Annotated in this window: 21 protein-coding genes and 1 other RNA gene; 15 read left to right on the top strand and 7 right to left on the bottom strand. The window is 51.7% G+C overall.

Going from position 1 to position 25319, the window contains the following annotated elements; translation table 11 throughout:
- Positions 1 to 16: 16 nt before the first annotated feature.
- Genes agaE through kbaZ form a run of 4 tightly spaced genes read right to left on the bottom strand, consistent with a single transcriptional unit; the run spans position 17 to position 3493 of the window.
- The gene (gene agaE, locus FDW97_RS03330) at positions 17 to 895 is read right to left on the bottom strand and encodes a PTS N-acetylgalactosamine transporter subunit IID (RefSeq protein ID WP_038634142.1); all 879 of its coding nucleotides are present in this window, start codon (positions 893 to 895) and stop codon (positions 17 to 19) included.
- The gene (gene agaW / locus FDW97_RS03335; protein ID WP_038634140.1) at positions 885 to 1664 is read right to left on the bottom strand and encodes a PTS N-acetylgalactosamine transporter subunit IIC; all 780 of its coding nucleotides are present in this window, start codon (positions 1662 to 1664) and stop codon (positions 885 to 887) included. Before agaW ends, agaE begins: the two co-directional genes overlap by 11 nt.
- A 10-nt stretch (positions 1665 to 1674) precedes the next feature.
- The gene (gene agaV / locus FDW97_RS03340; RefSeq protein WP_121529589.1) at positions 1675 to 2148 is read right to left on the bottom strand and encodes a PTS N-acetylgalactosamine transporter subunit IIB; all 474 of its coding nucleotides are present in this window, start codon (positions 2146 to 2148) and stop codon (positions 1675 to 1677) included.
- A 19-nt stretch (positions 2149 to 2167) separates the two neighbouring features.
- Positions 2168 to 3493 (bottom strand): tagatose-bisphosphate aldolase subunit KbaZ, encoded by a 1326-nt coding sequence (gene kbaZ, locus FDW97_RS03345; RefSeq protein ID WP_071888042.1) that lies wholly within the window; start codon positions 3491 to 3493, stop codon positions 2168 to 2170.
- Positions 3494 to 3712: 219 nt separating this feature from the next.
- Between kbaZ and FDW97_RS03350 the strand changes: the two genes are divergently transcribed.
- Positions 3713 to 4522 carry a DeoR family transcriptional regulator gene (locus FDW97_RS03350; protein WP_038634132.1) on the top strand — a complete coding sequence of 270 codons (810 nt, stop codon included), beginning with the start codon at positions 3713 to 3715 and terminating at the stop codon, positions 4520 to 4522.
- Between the two features lie 59 nt (positions 4523 to 4581).
- On the opposite strand, the gene garD is transcribed toward FDW97_RS03350, so the two are convergent.
- Entirely contained in the window at positions 4582 to 6153 is a 1572-nt protein-coding gene (gene garD / locus FDW97_RS03355; RefSeq protein WP_038634129.1) for a galactarate dehydratase, read from the bottom strand.
- A gap of 406 nt (positions 6154 to 6559) precedes the next feature.
- Between garD and FDW97_RS03365 the strand changes: the two genes are divergently transcribed.
- The 14 genes from FDW97_RS03365 to FDW97_RS03435 all read left to right on the top strand — a co-directional run bounded on the left by FDW97_RS03365 (position 6560) and on the right by FDW97_RS03435 (position 24311).
- Positions 6560 to 7894, top strand: coding sequence for an MFS transporter (locus FDW97_RS03365; RefSeq protein WP_087856878.1), 1335 nt, complete (start codon positions 6560 to 6562; stop codon positions 7892 to 7894).
- A 15-nt stretch (positions 7895 to 7909) separates the two neighbouring features.
- Positions 7910 to 8680 (top strand): 2-dehydro-3-deoxyglucarate aldolase, encoded by a 771-nt coding sequence (gene garL, locus FDW97_RS03370; protein ID WP_085048670.1) that lies wholly within the window; start codon positions 7910 to 7912, stop codon positions 8678 to 8680.
- 30 nt (positions 8681 to 8710) lie between these two features.
- The gene (gene garR, locus FDW97_RS03375; protein WP_038634119.1) at positions 8711 to 9601 is read left to right on the top strand and encodes a 2-hydroxy-3-oxopropionate reductase; all 891 of its coding nucleotides are present in this window, start codon (positions 8711 to 8713) and stop codon (positions 9599 to 9601) included.
- A 65-nt stretch (positions 9602 to 9666) separates the two neighbouring features.
- Entirely contained in the window at positions 9667 to 10812 is a 1146-nt protein-coding gene (gene garK / locus FDW97_RS03380; RefSeq protein WP_069324377.1) for a glycerate 2-kinase, read from the top strand.
- A gap of 32 nt (positions 10813 to 10844) precedes the next feature.
- Positions 10845 to 11221, top strand: an RNA gene (rnpB, locus tag FDW97_RS03385) — RNase P RNA component class A.
- A gap of 874 nt (positions 11222 to 12095) precedes the next feature.
- Positions 12096 to 13034, top strand: coding sequence for a transcriptional regulator TdcA (gene tdcA / locus FDW97_RS03390; RefSeq protein ID WP_038634113.1), 939 nt, complete (start codon positions 12096 to 12098; stop codon positions 13032 to 13034).
- Between the two features lie 98 nt (positions 13035 to 13132).
- Complete coding sequence (gene tdcB / locus FDW97_RS03395) at positions 13133 to 14122, top strand: bifunctional threonine ammonia-lyase/L-serine ammonia-lyase TdcB (RefSeq protein ID WP_042311192.1); 990 nt, start codon at positions 13133 to 13135, stop codon at positions 14120 to 14122.
- A 22-nt stretch (positions 14123 to 14144) separates the two neighbouring features.
- The gene (tdcC, locus tag FDW97_RS03400) at positions 14145 to 15476 is read left to right on the top strand and encodes a threonine/serine transporter TdcC (protein WP_006687934.1); all 1332 of its coding nucleotides are present in this window, start codon (positions 14145 to 14147) and stop codon (positions 15474 to 15476) included.
- A gap of 31 nt (positions 15477 to 15507) precedes the next feature.
- Entirely contained in the window at positions 15508 to 16716 is a 1209-nt protein-coding gene (gene tdcD / locus FDW97_RS03405) for a propionate kinase (protein ID WP_079225955.1), read from the top strand.
- A gap of 28 nt (positions 16717 to 16744) precedes the next feature.
- Positions 16745 to 19039: a 2-ketobutyrate formate-lyase/pyruvate formate-lyase gene (gene tdcE / locus FDW97_RS03410; protein WP_085048674.1), complete on the top strand. Its 2295-nt coding sequence runs from the start codon at positions 16745 to 16747 to the stop codon at positions 19037 to 19039.
- A 13-nt stretch (positions 19040 to 19052) separates the two neighbouring features.
- A complete protein-coding gene (locus tag FDW97_RS03415; protein ID WP_110496762.1) occupies positions 19053 to 19448 on the top strand; it encodes an enamine/imine deaminase in 396 nt (131 codons plus the stop codon).
- A gap of 87 nt (positions 19449 to 19535) precedes the next feature.
- Positions 19536 to 20900 (top strand): L-serine ammonia-lyase, encoded by a 1365-nt coding sequence (gene tdcG, locus FDW97_RS03420; RefSeq protein ID WP_038634099.1) that lies wholly within the window; start codon positions 19536 to 19538, stop codon positions 20898 to 20900.
- A gap of 744 nt (positions 20901 to 21644) precedes the next feature.
- Entirely contained in the window at positions 21645 to 22976 is a 1332-nt protein-coding gene (locus tag FDW97_RS03430) for an amino acid permease (RefSeq protein ID WP_038634097.1), read from the top strand.
- 24 nt (positions 22977 to 23000) lie between these two features.
- Positions 23001 to 24311: a serine dehydratase subunit alpha family protein gene (locus FDW97_RS03435; protein WP_137350642.1), complete on the top strand. Its 1311-nt coding sequence runs from the start codon at positions 23001 to 23003 to the stop codon at positions 24309 to 24311.
- Positions 24312 to 24364: 53 nt separating this feature from the next.
- Here the strand turns inward: FDW97_RS03435 and FDW97_RS23395 are convergent, their stop codons facing one another.
- Positions 24365 to 24514 carry a hypothetical protein gene (locus tag FDW97_RS23395; protein ID WP_170973652.1) on the bottom strand — a complete coding sequence of 50 codons (150 nt, stop codon included), beginning with the start codon at positions 24512 to 24514 and terminating at the stop codon, positions 24365 to 24367.
- A 26-nt stretch (positions 24515 to 24540) separates the two neighbouring features.
- Complete coding sequence (locus tag FDW97_RS03440) at positions 24541 to 25242, bottom strand: pirin family protein (protein ID WP_085048676.1); 702 nt, start codon at positions 25240 to 25242, stop codon at positions 24541 to 24543.
- Between the last annotated feature and the right edge of the window lie 77 nt (positions 25243 to 25319).

Below are 25319 nucleotides of genomic sequence, written 5' to 3' on the forward strand. Positions count from 1 at the left end.
CTACAACCCCTTACATTTACAGGAAGTGACAGAACTTACCCACGATGCCGAGCACCACGGTAATGGCGATAAGACGCAGAGGACTCCAGCCACGACGAACCAGCCAGAACATGGTCAATGTGTAGACCAGCGGCAAAAATGCAGGCATCAGCTTGTCTATAACGTCTGTTTGTAGTTTCACAACCGCATCGCCAGCAGTAATTTCCAGCGTGGTGCTCAGGCGAACATAGGTCGCTACCAGCGCGCCGATCACCGTCATCCCAACGATAGATGCCGCATGTCCAACCTTTTTGGTGTTAGCTTTAATCAGTGGGATAGCTGCAACGCCCATTCGGTAAGCATAGTGTGCCAGCCCAAAGCGCAGACCAAGATGAACCACGTTAAACATCACAATAAAGACTACAGCGCCAAGAATAGAGCCTTGTAGCGCTAGGCTTGCCCCGATACCGCCGCAAATAGGCAATAACGTTAACCAGAACATGGCATCACCGATACCGCCAAGCGGCGCACCGACGGCAATCTTGGTACTTTGAATACTGTTCACATCCTGCTTGGAGCGTTCCATTGCCAGGATAATCCCGATAACAAACGTGACCAGGAACGGGTGCGTGTTGAAGAAGCCCATATGGCCTTTCATTGAACGCGCCAGATCTCGCTTGTTGGTATGGATCTTTTTCAGTGCAGGTAACAGGCCGTACAACCATCCTGATGCCTGCATACGTTCATAGTTGAAAGAGGCCTGTAACAACATGGAACGCCAGGCAACACGGTTGATATCTTTTTTCGTCAGCTCGGCACCGATATTCTGGTCTTCATAGACGTTTTCATTCGTGCCGGACAGCAGCGTTTCTTCGGTTTCGGAAACGTTCGGCAGAGCCGTTTGATTAGATGCCATCTTCGAATTCCTCTTTTTGTGCTGCGGGAGCTGTAGGTTCAGGTGATTTACGCAGAAAATCGATCAGCGCCATGGCCAGTGCTGCGGCGGCGATCGCCAGCACAGGGAGTTTGAGCCAGGCGGCGGCGACAAAACCCAGGATGAAGTAAGGGATGTAGACGTTTTTCATCATGATTTTCAGCAGTACGGCGAAACCGATAGCTGGCATGATGCCGCCTGCCACGCCGAGGCCATCAATTAGGCGGGTCGGCAGAACATCTATAGCTGTTTTGGCATGTTCCGCGCCAAAGTAAATCGGCAGGAAAGCGCATAAGAAGTAGAACGTCCCCAGCGCCAGTAACGCCAGATAGTTGACCCGCTCAATTCCGTCTGTATCGGCATTCGCCGCCATGCGATCGCAGCGCGCCATCACCCCAGACATCACGGAGAAGAGGAAGGTAATACCCATTTGTACCGCTACCGCGAACGGTACAGCGACACCGACAGCGACTTCCGGTTTTACGCCAGTGGTGATGGCGAAAGTCGTCCCCACGATGGTACCGATGATGACGTTTGGCGGCTGTGCTCCCGCCAGCGGAGCCAGACCCATCCACACCAGTTCCAGCGTACCCCCGGTTAAAATACCGGTATGCAGATCGCCCAGAATCAGGCCGACCAGCGGCCCGAGAACAACCGGGCGGTGCATGTGCGTTAACCCGTTGAACATATCCAGGCCTGCAATAAAGGCGAGAATACCCAACGCAAAAGCCTGCAACAGACTGATTTCCATTGTGAATCCCTCAGAGAAGTTTATAGAGGTCCTGGGCGGGTTCTGTTGGAACGCCCTGAACGAAGCATTCCACCCCAGCGGCTTTCAACCCGTTGAACGCCACTATATCGGCAGCGTCTACAGAAACCGTTTTGGCGATTTGCTGCTTGCCGTTGGCATAGTGCATGTTGCCAACATTGATACGATTAACAGGAACACCGCCTTCGACCAGACGGTAGAAATCCGCAGGCGATTTGCAGACCAGCAAAATTTTCTGGCGATCGGCGGCACGGTGAATATTGTCGATTACTTTTTGTAGTGACCAGAAGCGCACGGCAATCCCTTCCGCCAGAACCATTTCCATCAGGTTTTGCTGCACCGGATCTTCAGCCACCTCATCATTGGCGACCAGCACCAGATTTGCCCCCGCAAATCCGACCCATTGCACACCGACCTGACCGTGAATTAAACGTTCGTCAATGCGACTTAATACAATGTTTGGCATGGTATTTTTCTCTTTCTTGTTATGCGTTATGGGATGAATCACCCAGGCTGGCGCAGTGATATTGCTGCAGTATGTCCTGAATATGGTTAATGATGAGTTCTCGCGGTGTCGCGCTGAGATCTCCCTCGCGCACTTTTACGTACTGCAAGGGTAGATACTGGCTAATCAGCGGTAACGGGATCGGTTCGTCGGCCAGGTTACGCACCAGACGTTCGAATGCCTCATCAATCTGGCTGTCCGGCCAGTAGTAACGAACCCGATCTGAGTAGCTATATCCGCGGGCCAAACGGCGCGCGTTTCCATCGCCGTGATAGTGGCTCTGCCAGTACTCCGGTCGATCAAGCATCACGCTTTCCAGGACATGTCGCAGGCCTGAGCTGGCTTTTGCGGGCAGCAATTCCTCTTCAATAGCGGCTAATGAAAATAACGCTTCGCGCAGGGCAAAGGTCAGCGCCGGGCCGACTTTCAGGATCGCGAAATGATCTTTAACCAACTGGCGCAAGGACTGAGGCGTTTGGTAATCGGTAGAATGCGCTTCAAAAATCAGCGTGTCGTAGTCTTCCACCATTTTGCTGAGTGACACGGCTTTCTGCGGTTGGTAATCAATGATGTGGGTGTGGTCGAATTCGACGCCGGGTTGCACCACCAGGGCGATGATACGCGGCCAGATACCTTCCAGTCCGCGCTTTTCAAAGGCGTGATAGTGGGCCTGCAGCGTTGCGCGTGCCGCATCCGGCGTTGTTACCGCCAGTTCGGTTAATGCTTCGTGAGCGCCGCCAGGAACCGGGACTTCTGTGCCAATTACATAGACCAGGTCAGACTCACCAAAATGCGCAATACAGGTTTCTTCGGCAACTTTTGCCAGGCGCGCGGCGCGCTCAGCGACGATTTCATCCGTTAGTGGAACCGGGTCGTTAGCACAAGACATGCTGCAATCAAGGTGGATCTTTTTAAAGCCAGCGGCGACATAACTCTTGATCAGATCGTCAGCGTTGGCCATTGCTTGTTCTGCTGGCAGATTTTGCCAACGGTTTGGTCCAAGGTGGTCTCCACCGAGAATCAGCATATCCTGAGAAAAATTAAGCGAGTCGGCTAAACCGCAGACAAAACTGCGAAAATCGGCTGGTGTCATACCCGTATAGCCGCCAAACTGGTCAACCTGATTAGAAGTTGCTTCGATCAATAGCGGTGTATGATTGGCATGGGCGTAGCGTATTGCGGCTTCCAGTACGATTGGATGCGCGGAACAAACGGCATAAATCCCGTTTGCCTTCCCCCGTTTATGTTGCTCGACCATTTTAGTTAGATGTTTCACTTTCCTCTCCAGGTCAGATAACTGCGACATCAATCTTTCGTTTTGTTTCATTTAATACTGCATCATGGTGATTTAAAAATAAAACGAAAGATAATAGTTTTCCGATCTGTTTCACAAAAGAAACGCAATGAAAGGTTTCAGCGTGAATCCGTTCGACTCTTCCCTGCTTGTGGGGCTTGCATTCGCGTAAAAGAAAGGCGTTAATAGACAAAACGAAATAAAACGAAAGAGACAGCTAAAGGATTTCTTATGAGTAACACCGAGTCTTCTGCAGACAAGCGCGTTATCGGCACCAGCGAAAGGCGCGAGCAGATCATCCAGCGGTTACGGCAGCAGGGAAGCGTTCAGGTTAACGATCTTTCCTTATTTTATGGCGTCTCCACGGTCACGATTCGTAACGACCTCGCTTTTCTGGAAAAACAGGGGATTGCGGTACGCGCCTATGGTGGGGCGCTGATTTGCGATAGCACTACGCCTGGTGTTGAGCCTTCTGTTGAAGACAAAAGTTCGCTCAATACGGCGGTAAAACGCAGTATTGCCAGAGCCGCCGCAGAGTTGATTAAACCGGGGCACCGCGTGATCCTTGATTCCGGCACCACGACGTATGAAATTGCCCGCCTGATGCGCCAGCATACCAATGTGATTGCAATGACCAATGGTATGAATGTCGCTAATGCGTTACTGGAAGCCGAAGGGGTTGAGCTGCTGATGACCGGCGGTCACTTGCGTCGTCAGTCGCAATCCTTTTATGGCGATCAGGCTGAGCAATCGCTACAAAATTATCACTTCGACATGCTGTTTCTTGGCGTTGATGCTATCGACTTAGAGCGTGGTGTTAGCACACACAATGAGGATGAAGCGCGTCTCAATCGCCGGATGAGTGAAGTCGCGGAGCGCATAATCGTTGTTACCGACTCGACGAAGTTTAATCGCTCCAGTCTGCATAAGATCATTGATACCCAGCGGATCGATATGATTATTGTTGATGAAAATATTCCAGAGGAGAGTCTGGAAGGCTTACGTAAGCATGGGATTGAGGTTGTTCTGGTGAGTATTTGACAAAAAGGTCGGAAAGTTTTCGAACTCCCCGACCTGTAATCGAATTTCACTTTCAGCAATCAGGTCACTGGCGCCGGGTTAAACACCGCCAGTTGGTTATGCAGTCCCCACTGATCCGAGAAGGTTTTCTTACGCCCGCTGGCGACCTCGAGAATAAACTCGAACAATTTCAGACCCACGTCTTCAATGGTTTCTTCTCCGGTGGCGATGGTACCGGCGTTGATGTCCATCAGGTCAAACCAACGATTGGCCAGCTCAGTACGCGTCGCCATTTTTATCACCGGCACCGCCATCAGGCCGTACGGCGTACCGCGACCGGTGGTGAATACCTGCACGGTGATCCCGGAAGCAACCTGCTGTGTACCGCAGACAAAATCGCTGGCGGGGGTCGCGGCGTAAATCAGTCCTCGTTTGGTTGGGCGCTGGCCCGGCGACAATACTTCGACGATGGCGCTCTTGCCTGATTTGGCGATTGAGCCCAGCGCTTTTTCCACCACGTTTGCCAGACCGCCTTTCTTGTTGCCCGGTGAAGGGTTGGCGCTGCGGTCAGTCTTGCCCATATCCAGGTAGTTATCGTACCAGGCCATCTCTTCGAGCAGGCGCTTACCTACCTCTTCGTTAATCGCGCGCGGGGTAAGAAGATGGATAGCATCGCGCACTTCGGTCACTTCCGAGAACATCACGGTCGCGCCGCAGCGTACTAACAGGTCGGAGGCATAACCGACCGCCGGGTTGGCCGTGACGCCGGAAAAGGCATCGCTACCGCCGCACTGCATACCGACCACCAGTTCTGATGCTGGGCAGGTTTCACGTTGGCGTTGGTTGAGCTTTGCCAGATGGCGTTCTGCCACTTGCAAAATATCAGCAACCATTGATTGAAAGCCGACGTGCTTTTCATCCTGTAAGCTGACGATGCTGGCGCTGTCGACCGGGATACTTTTTACATCATGAGTCCCTTCCAGCAGTCGCTCTGGTTGCAGTTTTTCGCAGCCGAGGCCAATAACCATCACTTCACCGCCAAAGTTGGGGTTCAGCGCGATATTATGGATGGTGCGAATCGGCACAATGGCGGCCGGAGCGTTAATCGCCACCCCGCAGCCGTACAGGTGATTAAGCCCCACCACGCCATCGACATTCGGGTATTTGGGGAGCAGATCGCGCTCAATGATTTTCACCACATAATCCACCACGCCCGCTACGCAGTGTACGCTGGTGGAGATGCCGAGCAGATTTTTGGTGCCGACGCTGCCGTCTGCATTGCGATAGCCTTCGAAGGTATAACCTTCAAGAGGCGGTAGCGGCTCCGGTACTTTGGTCGCCAGCGGCAGCGTCTCCAGCGGCGGGGCCTTGGGCAGCTCAACCATGGATTCATCAATCCAGCTACCGCGCGGGATATCGCGAACGGCATAGCCTATCACTTCGCCATAACGCACAATTTCGCCGTGAACAGGAATATCGCATAGCGCCACTTTATGACCCTGGGGAATATGTTCAATCAGCTCCAGCCCATCCGGAAAACGCGTCCCGGCTTTCAGGCCATTGTCATTGACAATAATCGCCACATTATCTGTTGCGTGAACTTTAATATAAAACGCCGAGGGCGATTCTTGTCTGATTTCGATGTCGGCCATTGTCCAGTATTCTCCAGCAAGGTGGTAATAATAGTGTGGGTATTTATATTTTGAATCTAATTATCAGTAATAAATATTCGGTATCGTGAAATAAGAATGTCAGGAGTTTAAAATTAAGAATGTGATCATGATCACTTAAACTCAGCAGGACCGTACCACCAAGGGGACTAATCAGTAAATGTGTGCATTAGCGCCCATGCGTGTGTGCATATGCCCAAAATATTATTTTAACAACGCGTGATTAGTGAGCGTCTGCACAATGATTAACGTTGCTCTGCTGATTATACTAAATCACGGTTTCATAACGTCTGATAAATTATTATGTGTTTTTATTATCGGTAATTTATCACCAGGGATAGCTAATAAATAATAATAAAAACATTTTTATGTGCCCGAGGTAAATAGAATGATTCTGGATACAATTGTCGAGAAAAAGAAAGGTACACATACCCGTTATTTAATATTACTGATAATTTTTATTGTTACTGCCGTTAACTATGCGGACCGTGCGACGCTGTCAATTGCCGGCACGGAAGTGGCGAAAGAGTTGCACCTCAGCGCCATCTCAATGGGGTATATTTTTTCCGCCTTCGGTTGGGCTTACCTGCTGATGCAAATCCCCGGCGGCTGGCTGCTCGATAAGTTCGGCTCGAAGAAAGTCTATACCTGGAGCCTGTTCTTCTGGTCGCTGTTTACCTTCCTGCAGGGCTTTGTGGACATGTTCCCGCTGGCCTGGGCAGGTATTTCAATGTTCATCATGCGCTTTATGTTGGGCTTCTCAGAAGCACCTTCCTTCCCGGCCAACGCCCGTATCGTGGCGGCCTGGTTCCCGACCAAAGAGCGCGGTACGGCATCCGCGATTTTTAACTCCGCACAGTATTTTTCCCTGGCGCTGTTTTCGCCGCTGCTCGGCTGGCTGACCTTCGCCTGGGGCTGGGAGCACGTCTTTACCGTGATGGGGGCGATTGGTTTTGTGCTCACCGGGCTATGGGTAAAGTTTATTCATAACCCAACCGATCACCCGCGTATGTCGCAAGAAGAACTGAAGTTTATCTCTGAAAACGGCGCGGTCGTGGATATGGACCATAAGAAGCCGGGCGATGTGAAGTCAGGTGGTCCTAAGCTGCATTATATCAAGCAGTTGCTGACCAACCGTATGATGCTTGGCGTGTTCTTCGGACAGTATTTTATTAACACAATTACCTGGTTTTTCCTTACCTGGTTCCCGATTTACCTGGTACAGGAAAAAGGTATGTCGATCCTCAAAGTTGGTCTGGTGGCGTCTATTCCGGCGCTATGTGGATTCATTGGCGGCGTGCTGGGTGGGGTGTTCTCTGATCATCTGATTAAACGTGGCTCCAGCATCACCCTGGCGCGTAAGCTGCCGATTGTGCTCGGCATGCTGCTCGCATCGACCATTATTCTGTGTAACTACACCGATAACACCGCTCTGGTAGTCGCGCTGATGGCGCTGGCGTTCTTCGGCAAAGGCTTCGGGGCGTTGGGCTGGCCGGTGATTTCCGATACCGCGCCGAAAGAGATTGTCGGTCTGTGTGGTGGCGTATTTAACGTATTTGGCAACGTGGCCTCCATTGTTACTCCGTTGGTGATTGGGTATCTGGTGAGCGAGTTGCACTCATTTAATGCCGCGCTGATGTTTGTCGGGTGCTCAGCGCTGATGGCAATGGTTTGCTACCTGTTTATTGTCGGTGACATTAAACGTATGGAATTGCAGAAATAAACAAAGGTATAGGCGATGAATAACACGATTTTCCCGAATAAGTTTAAAGTGGCCCTCGCGGCGCAGCAGATTCAGATTGGCTGCTGGTCTGCATTAGCCAGTCCAATCAGCACTGAAGTTTTAGGTCTGGCGGGTTTCGACTGGCTGGTGCTGGACGGCGAACATGCGCCGAACGATATCTCGACGTTTATCCCGCAATTGATGGCGCTTAAAGGTAGCGCCAGCGCGCCGGTGGTACGTGTGCCGACCAACGAGCCGGTGATCATTAAGCGTCTGCTGGATATCGGGTTTTACAACTTCCTGATCCCGTTTGTTGAGACCGAAGAAGAGGCGGTGAACGCGGTGGCGTCAACCCGCTATCCACCGGAAGGTATTCGCGGCGTGTCCGTATCCCACCGCGCCAATATGTTTGGCACCGTGCCGGACTATTTTGCGCAGTCGAATAAGAACATCACCATCATCGTGCAGATCGAAAGTCAGCAGGGCGTTGATAACGTTGATGCAATCGCGGCGACCGAAGGCGTTGACGGTATCTTCGTCGGCCCCAGCGATCTGGCTGCGGCGTTAGGCCACCTCGGCAATGCGTCCCATCCCGATGTGCAGAAAGCTATCCAGCACATTTTCGCCCGCGCGAAAGCCCACGGTAAACCAAGCGGCATTCTGGCCCCGGTAGAGGCGGATGCGCGGCGTTATCTGGAGTGGGGGGCGACGTTTGTTGCCGTCGGCAGCGACCTTGGCGTGTTCCGTTCAGCCACGCAGAAACTGGCTGATTCTTTTAAGAAATAACCACCATCGACAGTAGAGAGAGATAAAGACATGACAATGAAAGTTGGTTTTATTGGCCTCGGTATCATGGGTAAACCAATGAGTAAAAACCTCCTCAAGGCAGGTTACTCGCTGGTGGTTGCTGACCGTAACCCGGAATCCATTGCGGACGTGATTGCCGCAGGCGCAGAAACCGCCGCCACGGCGAAAGACATTGCCGAGCAGTGTGATGTGATCATCACCATGCTGCCGAACTCTCCGCACGTGAAAGAGGTGGCGCTGGGCGAAGGCGGCATCATTGAAGGGGCGAAACCGGGGACGGTTCTGATCGATATGAGTTCCATCGCACCGTTAGCCAGCCGTGAAATCAGCGAGGCGCTGAAAGCGAAAGGTGTGGATATGCTGGATGCGCCGGTCAGCGGCGGCGAGCCAAAAGCGATTGACGGTACGTTGTCGGTGATGGTCGGTGGCGATAAAGCGATTTTCGACAAGTACTACGATCTGCTGAAAGCGATGGCGGGTTCCGTGGTGCATACCGGCGAGATTGGCGCAGGCAACGTGACCAAGCTGGCTAATCAGGTGATTGTGGCGCTGAACATTGCGGCGATGTCTGAAGCGCTGACGCTGGCGACTAAAGCGGGCGTGAATCCGGATCTGGTGTATCAGGCCATTCGTGGCGGGCTGGCGGGCAGCACCGTACTGGATGCGAAAGCGCCGATGGTGATGGACCGCAACTTCAAACCGGGTTTCCGCATTGACCTGCATATTAAAGATCTGGCCAATGCGCTGGATACCTCGCATGGCGTTGGCGCTCAGTTGCCGCTGACGGCTGCTGTCATGGAGATGATGCAGGCGCTACGCGCAGATGGGTTGGGCACTGCCGATCATAGCGCGCTCGCCTGCTACTACGAAAAACTGGCGAAAGTGGAAGTCACTCGCTAACAAGAAGGGCGCGGATGCGCGCCCTGTATTTCTTGCCTTGCGCGGCACTTTCAGGCTACATAACTATGAAAATCGTAATTGCCCCAGACTCTTATAAAGAAAGCCTTTCTGCCACCGAGGTGGCTCAGGCAATAGAAAAAGGATTTCGGGAAATTTTCCCCGATGCGCAATATGTGTCTGTTCCGGTTGCCGACGGCGGCGAAGGAACAGTCGAAGCCATGATTGCCGCCACGCAAGGGAGTGAACATTCCGCGTGGGTGACGGGGCCGCTGGGCGAAAAAGTGAATGCCTGCTGGGGCATGTCCGGGGACGGTAAAACCGCGTTTATCGAAATGGCGGCAGCCAGTGGTCTGGCGCTGGTTCCTCCTGAAAAGCGCAATCCGTTAGTCACTACGTCGCGCGGTACCGGGGAGTTGATTTTGCAGGCGCTGAACAGCGGCGCACAAAGCATTATTATCGGCATTGGCGGTAGCGCGACCAACGACGGCGGCGCAGGTATGGCGCAGGCGCTGGGGGCGAAACTCTGTGATGCCAACGGGACTGACATTGGCTACGGCGGTGGTAGCCTGATGAGTCTGAACGCCATCGATATCTCGGGCCTGGATCCTCGCTTAAAAACCTGTTCAATTCGCGTGGCCTGTGATGTGACCAATCCACTTACCGGCGACACTGGCGCTTCACGTATCTTTGGCCCGCAGAAAGGGGCAACAGAAGAACGTATTCTCGAACTGGACCGTAATCTGTCTCACTATGCTGACATCATTAAAAAATCGCTGCGGGTCGACGTGAAGGACGTTCCCGGCGCCGGTGCGGCTGGAGGGATGGGCGCAGCGTTAATGGCTTTTTTAGGCGCGGATCTGCGCAGTGGGATAGAGATTGTGACTCAGGCGCTTAATCTGGAAGAACATATTCACGATTGCACGCTGGTAGTGACTGGCGAGGGGCGGATCGACAGCCAGAGTATTCACGGCAAAGTGCCGGTAGGTGTGGCGAATGTCGCGAAGAAGTACCACAAGCCAGTGATTGGTATTGGCGGCAGCCTGACGCATGATGTGGCGGTGGTGCATCAATATGGTATCGACGCGGTGTTTAGCGTATTGACCAGTATCAGCACACTGGAAGAGGCGTTCCGTGGGGCATTTGATAATATTTATCGTGCTTCAAGGAATATTGCCGCCACGCTGGCGATAGGAATGCGCAGTGCGGGGTGACATTGCCCCGCAAACCCTCTATACTGCGCGCCGAAGCTGACCAGACAGTCGCCGCTTCGTCGTCGTCCTCTTCGGGGGAGACGGGCGGAGGGGAGGAAAGTCCGGGCTCCATAGGGCAGGGTGCCAGGTAACGCCTGGGGGGGAAACCCACGACCAGTGCAACAGAGAGCAAACCGCCGATGGCCCACGTAAGTGGGATCAGGTAAGGGTGAAAGGGTGCGGTAAGAGCGCACCGCGCGGCTGGTAACAGTCCGTGGCACGGTAAACTCCACCCGGAGCAAGGCCAAATAGGGGTTCACAAGGTACGGCCCGTACTGAACCCGGGTAGGCTGCTTGAGCCAGTGAGCGATTGCTGGCCTAGATGAATGACTGTCCACGACAGAACCCGGCTTATCGGTCAGCTTCACTCTTTATAAAACCCCGCTTCGGCGGGGTTTTTGCTGTATGGGCAGGCTAAATGAATGACTGTCCACGACGCTATGCTCAAAAGAACGCGGCTTATCGGTCAGCCTCACTCTTTATAAAAACCCCGCTTCGGCGGGGTTTTTGCTTTCAGGACAGATGGTCATGCCTTATGGCGTTGCGCCTGGTTTACCACGAATCTGGCGTTTATTTCCTATTCATCTAATCTTTATTTCGTTCTTATTAATATTCCTGACTTCTTTTATAAGAGGAAATGTCTCTCGGGATAATTCTTGTTTTGTGATGTGTAACACAAAACGCTACGCGATACGTTTTTACCGAGAATAATCACGCGCAATCGATCGTCATCACAAAATTAGTTGCTGATAAAATGCGCAAAACCAGTGTTAATGTAATGTTGCCAATAGTGATCATTTGTTTTAATTGGTTTAAATATTGATAAATGCAATGTTTCTTTACAAACAAACAAGGCAAAAAAATGTGATGCATGGCGTTATTTAAACACCATAAACGATAAAATATAATTATATTTGATAAATTACTTATTAAATTTAAGCGCCATTTTTACCGATAATTACTCTGTAATTGATTGAAATATAGCCTTTCGTGGTTCGAAGAAATAACAACAAAAATGATGTCGTTATAGCCATAAAAAATCGTTATCCCCCCATCTTTTTTTGATTAAAGTCAGGGTTAAGTGAGATCGATATTTTCTATCTATATGATTAATAAGTAATTATCAATTTAATAATAATCTTACAAAATGTAAGGGAAGGGGATTTGTGAGTGGTCGCACATATCCTCGTTTGCTTAATTTGGTAAACTTCTTGCCGTCAACAAAGTTATTAGAGCAGGACGATATGAATACTATTTCTCTCCCTAAAACACAGCACTTAGTGGTCTTTCAGGAAGTCATTAGAAGTGGTTCTATCGGTTCTGCTGCAAAAGAATTAGGTTTAACTCAACCGGCGGTCAGCAAAATCATTAATGATGTTGAGGCTTATTTTGGTATTGAGTTAGTGGTGCGTAAAAATACCGGCGTTACCTTGACTCAGGCAGGTCAGGTGATGCTCTCATGGTCTGAATCCATTACTCGTGAAATGAAAAACATGGTTGATGAGATGAACAGCATGACGAGTAACGCAGTGGTTGATGTATCGTTTGGCTTTCCTTCACTGATCGCCTTCACCATCATGTCCGGCATGATTAAAAAATTTAAAGAGGTGTTTCCGAAGGCGCAGGTTTCCATGTACGAAGCGCAGCTCTCCTCGTTCTTACCCGCGCTTCGTGACGGGCGCCTCGACTTCGCTATCGGTACGCTGAGTGATGAGATGAAACTACAGGATCTCCATGTTGAGCCGCTCTTTGAGTCAGACTTTATACTGGTCGCCAGCAAGTCCCGAACATGCACCGGCATCACCTCGCTGAGCGCGTTGAAAAACGAACAGTGGGTGTTGCCACAAACGAATATGGGATACTACCGCGAACTTCTAACTACGTTACAAAATAATGGCATCAGCAGTGAAAACATCGTTAATACTGACTCCGTCGTCACCATTTATAATCTTGTTCTCAATGCTGATTTCTTAACAGTAATTCCCTGTGACATGACCACACCGTTTGGCTCAAACCAGTTTATTACTATCCCGGTACAAGAGACGTTACCCGTCGCGCGTTATGCCGCCGTGTGGTCGAAAAATTATCGAATTAAAAAAGCAGCATCTATTTTGGTGGAATTAGCCAAGGAATATTCATCATATAATTGTCGAAGACGAAGGCAATTAGTTGAAGTTGATTAAAGATTGAATTTGTTTTAACACGGACTCAACGCCATCTGTCTATATCTGACAATGGTTACGGCTATCTATTTACTTTAATACCCAGGTAAGAGGTTCTAATGCACATTACATACGATCTCCCAGTTGCAATTGAAGATATCCTCGAAGCGAAAAAAAGACTGGCGGGGAAAATATATAAAACGGGAATGCCTCGCTCTAACTATTTTAGTGAACGTTGCAAAGGGGAAATTTTCCTCAAGTTTGAAAACATGCAGCGTACCGGTTCATTTAAAATCCGTGGCGCTTTTAACAAGCTCAGTTCATTAACCGAAGCTGAAAGATGTAAAGGCGTGGTGGCTTGCTCTGCAGGGAACCATGCGCAAGGGGTTTCTCTCTCCTGCGCCATGCTCGGAATTGACGGCAAAGTGGTGATGCCGAAAGGCGCGCCGAAGTCTAAAGTGGCGGCAACCTGCGATTATTCCGCGGAAGTTGTGCTGCACGGCGACAACTTCAACGACACCATCGCGAAGGTTAGCGAGATTGTGGAAACGGAAGGCCGTATCTTTATTCCGCCATATGATGACCCGAAAGTCATTGCCGGTCAGGGCACTATTGGTCTGGAAATTCTCGAAGATCTGTACGATGTCGATAACGTGATTGTGCCAATTGGCGGCGGCGGACTGATTGCAGGTATTGCAGTGGCAATTAAATCGATTAACCCGACCATTAAAATTATTGGCGTACAGTCTGAAAACGTTCACGGCATGGCGGCTTCTTTCCGCGCTGGAGAAATAACCACGCACCGAACGACCGGCACCCTGGCGGATGGTTGTGACGTCTCCCGCCCGGGTACTTTAACGTATGAAATCGTTCGTGAGTTGGTAGATGACATTGTCCTGGTCAGCGAAGATGAAATTCGCAACAGCATGGTGGCATTAATTCAGCGAAATAAAGTTGTGACTGAAGGTGCCGGTGCGCTGGCATGCGCAGCATTATTAAGCGGGAAATTAGATAGCTATATCCAGAACAGAAAAACAGTCAGCATTATTTCTGGCGGTAATATCGATCTTTCTCGTGTATCTCAAATTACTGGTTTAGTTGACGCTTAATATACTTCGTTGAGGATAGGATATGAGTACTACTGATAGCATTGTATCCAGCCAGACAAAGCAGTCGTCCTGGCGCAAATCGGACACCACCTGGACACTGGGTTTATTTGGTACAGCCATCGGCGCAGGGGTGCTGTTCTTCCCTATCCGCGCAGGTTTTGGCGGACTGATCCCCATTCTGATCATGCTGGTGTTAGCATACCCCATCGCTTTCTATTGCCACCGTGCGCTGGCACGCCTGTGTCTTTCCGGTTCTAACCCTTCCGGTAACATCACAGAAACGGTTGAAGAGCACTTTGGTAAAACGGGTGGCGTGGTAATCACGTTCCTCTACTTCTTTGCGATTTGTCCGCTGCTGTGGATTTATGGCGTCACCATTACCAACACCTTTATGACCTTCTGGGAAAACCAGCTGCAGATGCCCGCGCTGAACCGTGGCTTCGTGGCGCTGTTCCTGTTGCTGCTGATGGCATTCGTCATCTGGTTTGGTAAAGATCTGATGGTTAAAGTGATGAGCTACCTGGTATGGCCGTTCATTGCCAGCCTGGTGCTTATCTCTCTGTCACTGATTCCTTACTGGAACTCTGCGGTTATCGATCAGGTTGATATCAGCAATATCGCCCTGACTGGCCATGACGGCATCCTGGTTACCGTATGGCTGGGTATTTCCATCATGGTGTTCTCTTTCAACTTCTCGCCAATCGTTTCTTCCTTCGTCGTCTCTAAACGCGAAGAGTATGAGAAAGATTACGGTCGCGAATTCACCGAGCAGAAATGTTCTAAAATCATCTCCCGCGCCAGTATGCTGATGGTTGCGGTGGTAATGTTCTTCGCCTTTAGCTGCCTGTTCACGCTCTCTCCGGCAAACATGGCGGATGCGAAAGCGCAAAACATTCCAGTGCTGTCTTACCTGGCGAACCACTTCGCTTCACTGTCCGGTACGAAGTCTACCTTCGCCACGATTCTGGAATACGGTGCTTCAATCATCGCCCTGGTTGCTATCTTCAAATCTTTCTTCGGCCACTATCTGGGGACGCTGGAAGGTCTGAACGGTCTGGTGCTGAAGTTTGGTTACAAAGGCGATAAAACCAAAGTTTCCATGGGCAAGCTCAACACCATCAGCATGATCTTCATCATGGGTTCCACCTGGGTTGTGGCATACGCCAACCCGAACATCCTGGACCTGATTGAAGCAATGGGCGCGCCGATTATTGCCTCTCTGCTCTGCCTGCTGCCGATGTATGCCATCCGTAAAGCGCCATCACTGGCGAAATACCGTGGCCGTCTGGATAACGTGTTTGTTACCGTGATTGGTCTGCTGACCATCCTGAACATTGTCTACAAACTGTTTTAATCCTTAAGCTCAGGATGAGCGGAGTAGTGAAATGAATGAGTTTCCGGTAGTACTGGTTATTAACTGTGGTTCATCTTCCATTAAATTCTCAGTGCTCGATGCAGCAAACTGTGAAGTTTTAATGGCGGGAATTGCAGACGGTATTAACTCTGAAAATGCGTTCATAGCAATTAATGGAGGAGAGCCAGCTAAGCTGGCTCACCACAGCTACGAAGACGCATTAAAAGCGATTGCCGTTGAACTGGAAAAACGTAATTTAATGGACAGCGTGGCCTTAATTGGCCACCGCATTGCCCACGGCGGAAATATCTTTACCGAATCAGCAATTATTACTGAGGAAGTTATCGACAATATTCGCCGGGTATCGCCATTAGCACCGCTACATAATTATGCGAACCTAAGCGGGATTGAATCTGCTCAGCACCTTTTCCCAGGCGTGCAGCAGGTCGCGGTATTTGATACCAGCTTCCACCAGACGATGGCCCCAGAAGCCTATCTGTACGGTTTACCGTGGAAATATTTTGAGGAGTTAGGCGTTCGTCGTTACGGTTTCCACGGCACGTCGCATCGCTATGTTTCGCAACGGGCGCATGAACTTCTGGATCTGCAGAATGATGATTCTGGTCTGGTTGTGGCGCATCTGGGCAACGGCGCCTCTATCTGTGCGGTACGTAACGGGCAGAGCGTTGATACCTCGATGGGCATGACGCCGCTGGAAGGGCTGATGATGGGCACACGCAGCGGCGACGTAGATTTCGGCGCGATGGCGTGGATTGCCGCTGAAACCAACCAGACGCTGAGCGACCTTGAGCGCGTAGTGAATAAAGAGTCCGGGTTGCTGGGTATTTCCGGTCTGTCCTCTGACTTACGTACGTTAGAAAAAGCCTGGCACGAAGGGCATGAGCGCGCGCAGCTGGCGATTAAAACGTTTGTGCATCGTATTGCGCGTCATATCGCCGGACATGCCGCATCGCTGCATCGTCTTGATGGCATTATTTTCACCGGTGGAATCGGTGAGAACTCAGTATTAATTCGCCGTTTGGTTATCGAGCATCTGGCCGTTTTAGGTGTAAATATCGATAGCGAGATGAATAGTCTGCCAAATTCCCATGGCGAAAGAATTATCTCTAATAAGGATGCTCGTGTTATTTGTGCGGTTATTCCGACAAATGAAGAGAAAATGATTGCTCGTGATGCCATTGCGTTAGGCAAAATTAATATCCCAGTAGCATTTGCATAATTAATTTTCAGCAGAGAGATTATTTTTCATGAAGGTAAATATCGATACCAGCGATATGCTGTATGCCGAAGCCTGGAAAGGCTTTAAAGGTACGGACTGGAAAGAAGAAATTAATGTCCGTGATTTTATTCAGCACAACTACACGCCTTATGAAGGGGATGAATCTTTCCTCGCCGAAGCAACGCCAGCAACCACGGCGTTGTGGGAAAAAGTTATGGCGGGCATCCGTATTGAAAACTCGACCCATGCGCCGGTTGATTTCGATACCAATATTGCCACCACGATAACCGCGCATGACGCCGGTTATATTGAACAAGAACTGGAAAAAATCGTCGGTCTGCAAACAGATGCGCCGCTCAAGCGTGCCCTGCATCCGTTCGGCGGCATCAACATGATCAAAAGCTCTTTTGACGCTTATGGTCGTGAGATGGACGCTAATTTTGAATACCTGTTTACTGACCTGCGTAAGACCCACAACCAGGGGGTATTCGATGCTTATTCCCCGGATATGCTGCGTTGCCGTAAATCCGGCGTACTGACCGGTCTGCCGGACGGCTATGGTCGTGGCCGTATCATCGGTGATTACCGTCGCGTCGCGCTGTACGGTATCCGCTATCTGGTGCGTGAGCGTGAACTGCAGTTTGCCGATCTTCAGTCGAATCTGGAGTGGGGGCAGAATCTTGAAGCCACGATTCGTCTGCGTGAAGAGCTGTCTGAACACCGTCGCGCTCTGCTGCAAATGCAGGAAATGGCGGCGAAGTATGGCTGCGATATCTCCCGTCCGGCGCGAAATGCGCAGGAAGCGGTACAGTGGGTGTACTTTGCTTACCTGGCTGCGGTGAAATCGCAGAACGGCGGCGCCATGTCGCTGGGCCGTACCGCATCGTTCCTCGACATCTACATTGAGCGCGACTTCAAAGCGGGAATTTTAAACGAACAGCAGGCGCAGGAGCTGATCGATCACTTCATTATGAAGATCCGTATGGTGCGCTTCCTGCGTACGCCGGAATTCGACACCCTGTTCTCAGGCGACCCTATCTGGGCAACCGAAGTTATCGGCGGTATGGGGCTGGATGGCCGTACGCTGGTGACCAAAAACTCGTTCCGCTACCTGCATACGCTGCACACCATGGGGCCGGCGCCTGAGCCGAACCTGACGGTACTGTGGTCCGAGCAGCTACCGATTGCCTTCAAAAAATATGCCGCTCAGGTGTCCATCATCACCTCGTCTTTACAGTACGAAAACGATGATCTGATGCGTACTGACTTTAACAGCGATGACTATGCCATTGCCTGCTGCGTAAGCCCGATGGTTATCGGCAAGCAAATGCAGTTCTTTGGCGCCCGCGCCAACCTCGCCAAAACGTTGCTGTACGCAATCAACGGCGGTGTGGATGAGAAGCTGAAAATCCAGGTCGGGCCGAAAACGGCGCCGCTAATGGATGAAGTGCTGGATTACGACACGGTGATGGAGAGCCTGGACCACTTTATGGACTGGCTGGCCGTGCAGTACATCAGCGCGCTGAACATCATCCACTACATGCACGACAAGTACAGCTACGAAGCTTCGCTGATGGCGCTGCACGATCGTGATGTTTATCGCACGATGGCCTGTGGTATGGCGGGGCTGTCCGTAGCGGCGGATTCACTGTCGGCTATTAAATACGCCCGCGTGAAACCGATTCGTGATGAAAACGGTCTGGCGGTTGATTTTGAAATCGAAGGCGACTATCCGCAATACGGCAACAACGACGAGCGCGTAGACAGTATTGCCTGCGACCTGGTCGAACGCTTTATGAAGAAAATTAAGGTGTTGCCGACCTACCGTAATGCGGTGCCGACGCAGTCCATTCTGACCATCACCTCCAACGTGGTGTACGGCCAGAAAACCGGTAACACGCCGGATGGACGTCGCGCAGGCACGCCGTTTGCGCCAGGGGCGAACCCGATGCACGGCCGCGATCGCAAAGGTGCGGTGGCGTCGTTAACCTCGGTCGCCAAACTGCCGTTTACCTATGCCAAAGACGGTATTTCGTACACCTTCTCCATTGTGCCGGCTGCGCTTGGCAAAGAGGATAGCGTGCGTAAAACCAACCTGGTCGGGCTGCTGGATGGTTACTTCCACCATGAAGCGCATGTGGAAGGTGGGCAGCATCTGAACGTTAACGTTATGAACCGTGAAATGTTGATGGATGCCATTGAGCATCCGGAAAACTATCCGAACCTGACGATCCGCGTGTCTGGTTATGCGGTGCGCTTCAATGCGTTGACCCGCGAACAGCAGCAGGACGTTATTTCACGTACTTTCACCCAGGCGCTCTGACGCCGGAGGGGATATGAGAAAAGTTATTGCAACCGAATGTGCGCCAGGGGCGATTGGACCTTACGTACAGGGTGTGGATCTGGGCAGTATGGTGTTGACCTCAGGCCAGATTCCGGTGTGTCCACAGACCGGTGAAGTGGCAGAACACGTGGCCGATCAGGCACGTCAAAGCCTGGAAAACGTGAAAGCGATCGTCGAGTCCGCCGGTTTGAAGGTGAGCGATATCGTCAAAACCACCGTTTTCGTTTCCGATCTGAGCGACTTCGCCACCATTAACCAGGTGTACCAGCAGTTTTTTGATGAGCACAAGGCAATCTACCCTACGCGCAGCTGCGTACAGGTCGCCCGCTTACCAAAGGATGTGAAGCTGGAGATTGAAGCCATCGCCGTGCGTGGCGATACGCTGTAATCCCTTGCGGGGCGATCGCAGGATCGCCCCGATCCTTAATGAGTGTGAAACCTGGTCTTCACTGAACGGCAATCCGAGGGTGTGGATATGATTAGCGCATTCGATATTTTCAAGATTGGCATTGGACCTTCCAGCTCCCATACCGTGGGGCCAATGAACGCAGGTAAAAGCTTTATCGATCTGTTGGTCAGCAGCGGGGAACTCTTCAGGACCACGCATATCGTGGTCGATCTTTATGGATCGCTCTCTCTGACCGGCAAAGGTCATGCGACAGACGTCGCCATCATGATGGGACTGGCCGGTAACAGTCCGCAAAACGTTAATATAGATTCAATCGCTGGTTTTACTCAGGAAGTGGCCCGTACCGGACGTTTGCCGGTTGCTGAGGGCACGCATATTGTCGATTTCTCGCCAGACGAAAATATTCTCTTTCATAGCGAAACGCTGCCGCGCCATGAAAATGGTATGCGTATTACCGCATGGCACGGCAACGAGACACTGCTAAGTAAAACCTATTACTCCATCGGCGGTGGTTTTATCGTTGAAGAGGAGCAATTTGGTCAGGCGCATGACATTGAAACACCCGTGCCCTACAACTTTCATTCCGCCAGCGAACTGCTGAAGCTGTGCGAGCGCAACGGGTTGTCTGTTTCCGGCCTGATGATGCAAAACGAACTGGCGATGCGCAGCAAAGAAGAAATCGATGCTGGTTTTGCCGCCATCTGGGACGTCATGCACGCCGGGATTGAGCGCGGCATGAACACCGAAGGCGTCCTGCCGGGCCCGCTTAACGTCCCGCGTCGCGCCGTGGCGCTGCGGCGACTGCTGGTTTCCAGCGACAACCTGTCCAGCGACCCGATGAACGTTATCGACTGGATCAACATGTTCGCGCTGGCCGTGAGCGAAGAAAATGCCGCCGGGTGTCGGGTTGTTACCGCGCCAACCAACGGCGCTTGCGGAATTATTCCCGCTGTATTGGCCTATTACGATAAATTCCGCCGCCCGGTGAATGCGAACTCGATTGCCCGATATTTGCTGGCGGCTGGGGCGATAGGCGCGCTGTATAAGATGAATGCCTCTATTTCTGGTGCCGAAGTGGGCTGTCAGGGAGAGATTGGCGTAGCCTGTTCCATGGCGGCAGCCGGGCTGACAGAGTTGCTTGGCGGTAGCCCTGCGCAGGTATGCATTGCGGCGGAAATCGCCATGGAGCATAACCTGGGGCTGACCTGCGACCCGGTAGCCGGACAGGTGCAAATACCGTGCATCGAACGCAACGCGATCAACGCGGTAAAAGCCGTTAACGCCGCGCGTATGGCGCTACGTCGGACGTCTGAGCCACGCGTTTCGCTCGATAAGGTGATCGAGACCATGTACGAAACGGGCAAAGATATGAATGACAAGTACCGTGAAACTTCACGCGGTGGCCTGGCGATTAAAGTGGTTTGTACCTGAGATGAAAGGGTGTGTTTGTAGGCCGGATAAGGCGTAAGCGCCGCCATCCGGCAATGAATCCATCAATTTGGCATGATAGAAAAGGTGCACTTTAGTGTAATTTCGCTCAGTTAAGCATGTATGGAGAACATGTGATTCTTACTCAGGGTTCCGTTCACCTCAGCGCTGTCATTTTTCTGAAACGCAGTTACCCGTGAACGTGCAAGGGAGGCTCACCGCCGCCTCCCTTGCATCCCAGGCTCCCGGCGGGAAAATCGTCGCTGCGCGAGCTATTCGTCTTATTCCGTCTGCCTGTCGGGTCGGGGCCGAGCCTGCATCCCTGCAGGCCGTCCCCTCTGCCCGCATCCCTGCGGGCAGTCCCGGTCAGCCGTCAACGCCTCATCGATTTTCAGCCGGACCGGGGTCATCGCTTCAACGCTCTGACTTCCAGTTAAATCTGTTTTGCTGTTTTAACAAAAAACGCAGAAGGTGAGGTGTTAACTGATCAGCATTAGCACTTTAGCGCGCATTTTTTGTTGTGATCTGCTTCAAAAACAGAAATTTAATACATTTAATGGTATTAAAAGAGAAATTATTTCTTAACTTTTAGAAATTACAGGGGTTTGTTTGTGAAGTTTTTCTCTGATCCTACGCGTATCATTTATTCATTACTCCAATAGCTCACCTGCATCTTATGTACTGCTTATCGCATTAAGCAGTACGAAAAAAATAAAAAACCTCTACCTACACATTGAGCGGGAAATTATGGAAACGGCAACGAATAGCAGCGTAATACTCGACGCATCTGCTCCGGCGCGTCGGGCGGGAATGACCGAAAGCGAATGGCGCGAAGCCATTAAATTCGACAGCACGGACACCGGCTGGGTCATTATGAGTATCGGTATGGCAATCGGCGCGGGAATTGTTTTTCTTCCCGTCCAGGTAGGGCTGATGGGGCTGTGGGTATTCTTACTCTCCTCCATTATTGGCTACCCTGCCATGTATCTGTTCCAGCGTCTGTTTATCAATACACTGGCTGAATCTCCGGAATGTAAAGACTACCCGAGCGTGATCAGCGGCTACCTGGGTAAAAACTGGGGCATCCTGTTGGGGGCATTGTATTTTGTGATGCTGGTCATCTGGATGTTCGTCTATTCCACCGCCATCACTAACGACAGCGCCTCCTATCTGCACACGTTTGGCGTGACTGAAGGCTTACTGTCCGACAGCCCGTTCTATGGCCTGGTGCTGATTTGTATCCTGGTGGCCATCTCGTCGCGCGGGGAAAAACTGCTGTTTAAAATCTCTACCGGTATGGTACTGACCAAGCTGCTGGTGGTAGCGGCGCTTGGCGTGTCGATGGTAGGGATGTGGCATTTATATAACGTAGGTTCGCTGCCGCCGATGGCGCTGCTGATCAAAAACGCGATTATCACGCTGCCGTTTACGCTGACCTCGATTCTGTTTATTCAGACTCTGAGCCCAATGGTTATCTCATATCGTTCTCGCGAAAAATCCATTGAGGTGGCGCGTCATAAAGCGCTGCGCGCTATGAACATCGCGTTTGGTATTCTGTTCGTTACGGTCTTTTTCTACGCCGTTTCCTTCACGCTGGCGATGGGTCATGACGAAGCGGTTAAAGCCTATGAGCAGAACATTTCCGCTCTGGCGATTGCCGCGCAGTTTATCAGCGGCGATGGCGCTGGCTGGGTGAAAATCGTCAGCGTTATCCTGAACATCTTTGCCGTAATGACCGCCTTCTTCGGCGTCTATTTAGGCTTCCGTGAAGCCACTCAGGGGATCGTGATGAACGTGCTGCGCCGTAAAATGCCAGCCGAGAAAATCAATGAAACCCTGGTGCAGCGCGGCATTATGGTTTTCGCCATCTTACTGGCCTGGAGCGCAATTGTGCTCAATGCGCCGGTACTGAGCTTCACCTCTATTTGTAGCCCAATCTTCGGCATGGTGGGTTGTCTGATCCCGGCGTGGCTGGTCTACAAAGTTCCAGCACTGCACAAATACAAAGGCGCCTCTCTGTATCTGATTATTATCACGGGCCTGCTGCTGTGCGTTTCTCCGTTCCTGGCATTTTCCTGAGTTATCTGAGCAAAGGTTGTTGTTATGTTTGAGACTACATTGAATCCATTATGGGATAGTTTTATTCGCGCAGTGCAGGAAGAAGTGAAGCCCGCGCTGGGCTGCACGGAACCTATCTCTCTGGCACTGGCGGCGGCCGTCGCCTCCTCTGAGCTGGACGGCGCGGTTGAACGCATTGATGCGTGGGTCTCGCCAAACCTGATGAAAAATGGCCTGGGTGTGACCGTTCCGGGGACTGGCATGGTGGGGTTACCGATTGCCGCCGCGCTGGGCGCGATCGGCGGTAACGGCAAAGCCGGGCTGGAAGTGCTGAAAGACGCTTCGGCTGAGGCGGTGGCGCAGGCCAAAGCGATGCTGAGCGCCGGGAAGGTTACGGTGATGCTACAGGAGCCTTGCGAAGATATTCTCTTTTCCCGCGCGAAAGTGTACAGCGCTGAAGGATGGGCGTGCGTGACCATTGTTGGCGGCCATACCAACGTTGTGCGCATTGAAACCAACAAAGGCGTGGTGTTCGCGACAGAAGAAAACACTCAGGAAGAGGAGCAGGAATCACCGCTGGCGGTACTGTCTCATACGTCGCTGGAAGAGATTCTGGCGTTTGTGAATGCGGTGCCGTTTGCGTCAATCCGCTTTATTCTCGATGCGGCAAAACTGAACGGGGCGCTGTCTCAGGAAGGGCTGCGCGGCAACTGGGGCCTGCACATCGGGACTACGCTTGAGAAGCAGTGCGCGCGTGGCCTGCTGGCAAACGATCTGTCTACTGCTATTCTGATCCGTACCAGTGCGGCATCGGATGCGCGAATGGGCGGGGCGACGCTACCGGCGATGAGCAATTCCGGCTCCGGTAATCAAGGTATTACCGCCACCGTTCCGGTGATGGTAGTTGCTGAGCACTTTGGCGCGGATGAGGAAAAACTGGCGCGTGCGCTGATGCTGTCTCACCTGAGCGCAATCTACATCCATCATCAGCTTCCACGTTTGTCCGCACTGTGCGCGGCAACCACGGCGGCGATGGGCGCTGCGGCGGGTATGGCATGGATTGTCGATGGGCGCTACAACACCATTGCGATGGCGATCAGCAGCATGATTGGCGACGTGAGCGGAATGATTTGCGATGGGGCCTCAAACAGCTGCGCGATGAAAGTTTCAACCAGCGCATCTGCGGCGTGGAAAGCGGTGCTGATGGCACTGGACGATACTGCCGTAACGGGTAACGAAGGGATTGTGGCGCATAACGTGGAGCAATCTATCACTAACCTGTGCGCGCTGGCATGTCGTTCAATGCAGGAAACCGACAAGCAGATCATTGAGATCATGGCCAGTAAAGCGCATTAATTTATAGGCCGGGTAAGGTGCAGTCGCCACCCGGCATCACTCTTAGCCGCCTTTCAGGCGGCTTCTTCATCTTCGAGCCGTAGCTCGGCATCGGCCACAATCGCTTCCAGTTCTGTCAGCATTTCTTCATAACCGAAAGTCGCCGTATTCTGTTTTTGCGGCTCAGCCGCAGGCTGGCGTTTTTTTGTTTTTTTCTTGCTCAATAGCCGTACTCCATTGTTTTCCATGACTATACGGGCAAATCTATCAGCAAAGCACGCAGCGGGGTATCGGCGACTAACGTTATGTTAGTCTCGTCACGAATAAATGCGCCATCGCCGCAGGTGAGGGCTTCTTTTTCGGCGCCAGCCGTCACCGCATGGAATCTGCCGTGGATCGACTGCAGATAAGCGCGAGGCCCATGTAACTGAAAACTGAGCGATTCGCCTTGTTGCAGCTCAACATGATGCACCCAAACCTGTTGGCGCAGATGCAGGCTGCCTTGCTCACCGTCCGGCGAGGCCAGCAGCTGATGCTTACCGGCACTCAGCGTGGCTTTCTGCACGCAGGTATTTTCGCGCTGCGGGCAGGCATCCAGCCAGAGCTGCATTCTGGTTAACGGCTTATCTTTACTGATATTGTGTTCGCTATAGCTGATTCCGGGTTGTGTCGCGAGCAATAGCACTTCGCCTGCTTTGGCCTGGATATGGTTGCCTTCACTGTCGCGGTACTCAGCTTCCCCTTCGAGGATCAGGTTGACGATATCCACTTTCGGATAGGTACGTGGCTGGAAAGAGGCCCCCGGTGCCAGAACTTCCTGGTTCAGAACACGCAGCGAGGCATAACCCAGCAGTTTAGGATCAAAATAGTGTCCAAAGGAGAAGGTATAACGGGCCTGCAGCCAGCCGTAGTCTGCCTGTCCGCATTGTTTGGCTGTACGGGTAGTAATCATAGTTCTTGACCTCTCTTTACTTCCTTTTATGTTAAATGGCTAGACGCTGCATTGTTAGCCAGATATTCTGCCCGGTA

The sequence above is a fragment of the Citrobacter sp. wls708 genome, assembly GCF_005281255.1.
Lineage (GTDB): Bacteria > Pseudomonadota > Gammaproteobacteria > Enterobacterales > Enterobacteriaceae > Citrobacter > Citrobacter werkmanii.